The 4915-nt window shown below is 70.1% G+C and carries 3 protein-coding genes; 1 reads left to right on the forward strand and 2 read right to left on the reverse strand.

Annotated elements, in window-relative coordinates:
- Positions 1–2261, reverse strand: a 2261-nt coding sequence (locus tag LLG88_03285; protein ID MCE5245930.1) for an oligopeptide transporter, OPT family, incomplete at its 3' end; no start/stop codon positions are given.
- Between the two features lie 282 nt (positions 2262–2543).
- Here LLG88_03285 and LLG88_03290 point away from each other — a divergent pair.
- Positions 2544–2969 (forward strand): hypothetical protein, encoded by a 426-nt coding sequence (locus LLG88_03290; GenBank protein ID MCE5245931.1) that lies wholly within the window; start codon positions 2544–2546, stop codon positions 2967–2969.
- Between the two features lie 116 nt (positions 2970–3085).
- Here LLG88_03290 and LLG88_03295 read toward each other — a convergent pair whose 3' ends face one another.
- On the reverse strand, positions 3086–4507 hold the full coding sequence (locus tag LLG88_03295) for a hypothetical protein (protein ID MCE5245932.1): 1422 nt from the start codon (positions 4505–4507) through the stop codon (positions 3086–3088).
- Positions 4508–4915: the final 408 nt, after the last annotated feature.

Genomic DNA, 4915 nt, shown 5'->3' on the forward strand with positions numbered 1-4915 from the left:
CCCGCCTTCTTGAGCGGAACCATGATCAGGTAGATCGCGAGCACCGCGAACACCGGGAGCGCCATCCACGGAGCGGCCGAGTCGAAGCCGCTGACCGACGGGAACTTCTCGAAGAAGAACACGACGGCCGCGATGACGAGACCCATCAGCGCCTCGCCGGCGATCAGGCCGGAAGCGGCCAGCACGCCCGCGTTCTCGACGAGCGCCTTCTGGGCGGGGTTGTACTGCCGGCGGGCGACGACCTTGTCCACGACGCCGCGGATCAGGCCGCCGATGAAGATCGCGAACGTCGTCTCCAGCGGCAGGTACATGCCGACGGAGAAGAGCATCGGCGACTTCACCTTGATCAGGATCAGCGCGATGCCCATCGCGATGCCGACGATCACGAGCGGCCACGCCATCTCGCCGCCGACGATCCCCTGCGAGAGGGCGGCCATCAGGCCGGCCTGCGGCGCCGGGAGGTTCTTGCCGCCGAAGCCGCCTTCGACTTCCGCGACCGGCTGGGCCGGAGAGGGGGTCGCCGGAGCGGCGGTCGGCGCGGTCTGCGCGGCGGCGGGAGCGCCGGCCGGCGCGGCGGCGGCCTCGGCCGGAGCGGCCGGGTTCGCCGGCGTCGCCGCCGGAGCAGCGGCCGGAGCGGCCGGAACCGCCGGGGCGGTCGTGGCGACGATCGCCGCCGGGGCCTTGTGCGCCGCGGCCTGCTTGATGTCGGAGTTGTGGAGGATGTAGAGCGGGAAGAACATCACCAGCCCCGCGACGACGACGCCGATCATGTCGCCGATCTGCATCTTCCACGGGGTACCGCCGAGGATGTGCCCGACCTTCAGGTCCTGCAGCATCTCGCCCGCGACGGCGGCCGAGACGCAGCCGATCGCCGCGACGCCGAGCACCGCGGCGACGCCGGCCATCCCCTTCGCCCCGACGATGACCATCGTCAGCGCGGCGACGATCGTCGTGGCGAGCGTCAGTCCGGAGATCGGGTTGTTGGAGGAGCCGATCATCCCGACGAGGTTGCCGGAGACGGCGGCGAAGAGGAAGCCGGTGATCAGGATCACGATGCCGGCCACGATCGCCGCGAAGAGCGGCGCCGGGACCGTGGTCGTGCCGTCGGCCGCCTTGGTCGAGGTGAAGAAGAAGTAGACGCAGATCATCAGCACGAGCAGGACGCCGATGATCATCAGCACGCTCTTGAAGGAGAGGTCGCGCTGGGTGCGGGTGGTGGCGGCCGCCGCGGCCGCGGACTTCTTGACGTTGGCCACGCCGCGCTTGATCCCGAGGATCAGGTTGGCGCGCATCTTCCACAGCGTGTAGCAGGCGCCGACGAGCATGCCGCCGACCGCGATCGGCCGGACGATGAACTTGTAGACGTGCCCGACGAGGGCGCTCCAGTCGCCGCCGTAGCTGTCGATCTGGGAAGGCCCGAGGAAGTAGACGAGCAGCGGAACGAAGAGGCCCCAGGCGAGCAGGCCGCCGGCGAAGTTCAGCGCGCCCAGTTCCGGCCCGATGATGTAGCCGACGCCGATGTAGGCCGGCGTCGCCGCGGGGGCGTTGAAGGTCGTCATGCCGCCGGCCGCCACGGTCCGGCCGCCGGCCAGCCGCACGAAGCCGTCCTTCAGCTTGCCGACGTGGAAAGTGAAGCGGTGCACGGCGTAGTAGATGCCGAAGCCGTCGAACGTCTCGCCGTCCGTCCGGCCGAGGATCTTGATCAGCGCGCCGACGCCCATCGCCCGGAAGAGCTGCATCGCGGCTTCGGAGCCGCGCTGGCCGGCCTTGTGGATCTCGCTGGCGGCGACCGACTCCGGGAACGGCAGCGTCTTGTCCTCCACCATCACGCGGCGGAGGATCGTTACGAACATGATCCCGAGGATGCCGCCGAGGACCATCAGCGCCGAGGCGAGCAGGTACTCCTCGAGGACGCTGTGCGGCTTCTGGCCGGCCGGCGTGTTGCCGAAGTGCCAGATCTTGAGGATCACGAACGCGGGAATCGTGAAGATCGCCCCGGCGGCCACCGACTCGCCGATCGACCCGACGGTTCGGGCGAAGTTCTCTTCGAGCACCGAGCCCTTGCACAGCTTCAAGAGCGCCATGCCGATCACCGCCGCGGGATAGGTGGCGGCGATCGTCATGCCGGCCTTGAGCCCCAGATACGCGTTGGCGGCGCCGAGCACGACGCACATACCCAACCCGATGATCAGGGCGCGGCTCGAGAATTCCCTCATGTCCGTCTCGGCGGGCACGAAGGACTTGAACTCCTGGTCGCTCATCCGGCGATTCCTCCTTGCAATGTTCGATTTCGAGCGCGGGACGGGGGACGGCCCCGCGGCAACCTGCGCATTCTACACGGCGACCGGGGCGATTCGACAGTAATTGGCGACCGCCCCCGGATTTGCCGGAACGGGAAACCGTCGTTTCGGGGCCGTCCGGAGCCATCCGCCGGGCCTGTCGCGGCCGACCGTCGCCGCCCCGGGAGGGACGACTCGCCCCAAAGCGTGGCCCCGGCCGCCCCGGGGTGTATGCTCATTTCATCGCCAGTCGAGGTTTCAGCCGTGGACAAGAACAGGGATCGCGACAGGGAGCGCGGGGAGCGTCCGCGCCCGCCCGAGCGCACTGATTTGGGCAACGACGAGCAGGTCAAGCGGCTCAAGCGCGCGATGGAGCGCTCGGCCGCGGAGGTCGTCCGCTGCCAGAACTGCGGCCATCAGACGCGCGCCGAGGCGGCGTTCATCGGGCCGCTGACGAACTGCGACAACTGCGGCAAGCCGCTCCATTCCTGCCGGCACTGCGCGTTCTTCGAGACCTCGGCCCGCTTCCAGTGCGAGAAGCCGGTTCCGGCGCCGGTCGGCGACAAGTGGGCGGCCAACGACTGCGCCCTCTACGAGCCGCGCCTCGTGCTCGACGCCACCGGCCGCCGCGCCGAATCCCGCCCCGCGGTCGTCGCCCGCAACGCCTTCGACGCCCTCTTCAAACGCTGATCCGTAGGGGAGGCTGGCGCGCCCCGATGAACGTCGGACCGCGCAAGACTCCACCGCGCCTGCCTCCCGAGCCGCAACACGCGAGCCCCGAAACGATGATCCCGTAGGGGATTCCGTTAGGTGTTTTCCAGTTCCCGGCGGCGGATCGCCATGATCGTCTCGTGGACGAAGAAGCGGAGACGCTTCCGCTCGTCCTCGTTCCCCACCCCCATCCAGACCATCGTCGCCCGCTCCCCCTTGCGCGACGCGCGGAGGGCGCGGCCGTGCAGCGGCAGCACCCGCGCCGCCGCCAGGGCGGGGATCTCGATCCGGGCCCGCGCCCCCTCGGCCAGCGCCGTCTCGACCTCCAGCGTCCCGCCGGCCTCGGTCAGACTGGTCAGCGCGCACGGCGTCACCAGCCTCGCGTGCGAGAACGGATGGTCCCGCCGCATGTAGACCCGCGACGGATCGGAGACGGTGTTCTGCGGCACGGCCCAGGTCTCGAGCAGCTCGTTCCAGCCCGACCCCTGCTGCAGCGGGGGCACGTTCCGCTCCGGGCAGCCGGCCCCCAGCCGGTCCCAGAACCGCGCCTCGCGCGGCGGCGACAGCGGCAACGCCCGCAGCCCGTCCTTGACCGCCCGGGCCAGCGCCCCGGCCTTCATCGGATCGGCGAGGTCCGGGTTGTCCGGATCGACGACCATCAGCGCCGGCTTCATGTGCGCGAGGTGCGAGGCGAGGTCCTTGATCTCCGGCACCCAGCGCACCGCGTACATCGTGTTGTCGATCGCGTCGGCGAAGTTCGACAGAGCCGCGCCGCGCCGCGAGACGACGGCGATCTTCAGCTTGTGCGGCGCGGTCCCCTGCACGTAGCTCTTGGCGAAGTCCGACAGGGTCGGCTTCCCCGCCGGCAGCCGCACCTCGAGCAGCGTGCGCAGGTCGTGGTTGTAGAAGACGTCGTCGCGCGTCCTCGAGACCACGTGCGCCGTCGCCTGCGGCACGCCGAGCGCGGAGAAGAGCGGCCCTTCGATCGGGAACTCGTCCCCTTCGGCCACCAGGATGTCGGTCTCGAACCGCACCTTGTTGCGCGAGACCCAGCTGACGCGTCCCGGCCAGCGCGCCTCGCCCGGCTCGCGCAGCTTCGCCTCGGCGAACGGCTGGCCGGCGTCGCGGCGGAAGTCCCGCTTCAGCGCGTTCCGCACCCACGACAGGAGGATCTCCTCCTCCGGCGGGTAGTCGATGATCTGGTCGGCGCCGACGACCGCGAGCAGCAGGTGCTCCTGGTCCTTGAACGAGCTGGCGGAGAGCAGCACCGGGATGTGGCGCGTGTGCGGATCGTTGCGCAGCCGCTCCATCGGCGCCAGCGAGTCGGGGCGGCAGATCACGACGAGGTCCGCGCCGCCGCGCGCCGCCTTGAGCGCGAGCAGCGCCGCCTGCTCGAACGACTCCACTTCCGCGCCGAGTTCCGCGGCCTTCTCCTTGAGAAGCTTCGCGGTCTCGCCGCCCGGATCGGCGACCAGGATCCGCTTGGCCTCCTCCGGCTTGCGCGTCGTGTCGTCCATCGTTCCCTCGTCCGCCGCGCGCGCCGCGGGGACGCAGCGTCCCCGGCGCGCGGCGCCGCGAAGTCATCTTACTCGACCCGCGCCGCCGAAGGCGGGCTTCGCGCACGCCATTCCGCAAGCGGGCCCTTCGGACGGCGATTCCGCCGAACTGCACGAATCCGTTGAACGGGAGCCGATAGGGCCGTATAGGGTTGACGGAGGGCGAGGAAGCGCACGATTCCTAGCGTCCAGGAAATCCGGCGCCCCTCGGACACTCCTCAGGTCGCGGCGCTTGGGGCGCGCGCGATCATGAAAGCCGGAAGGGCAGGCTTCCGGCCAATACAGTGGGGCTTCGGACTCGTCCACCCACTCTAAAAACCCGGAGAGTCCAAGAACCGGCGCGGGCGGTCCGCGCCGGTTCCTTTTATG

Source organism: bacterium, assembly GCA_021372775.1.
GTDB lineage: Bacteria > Acidobacteriota > Polarisedimenticolia > J045 > J045 > JAJFTU01.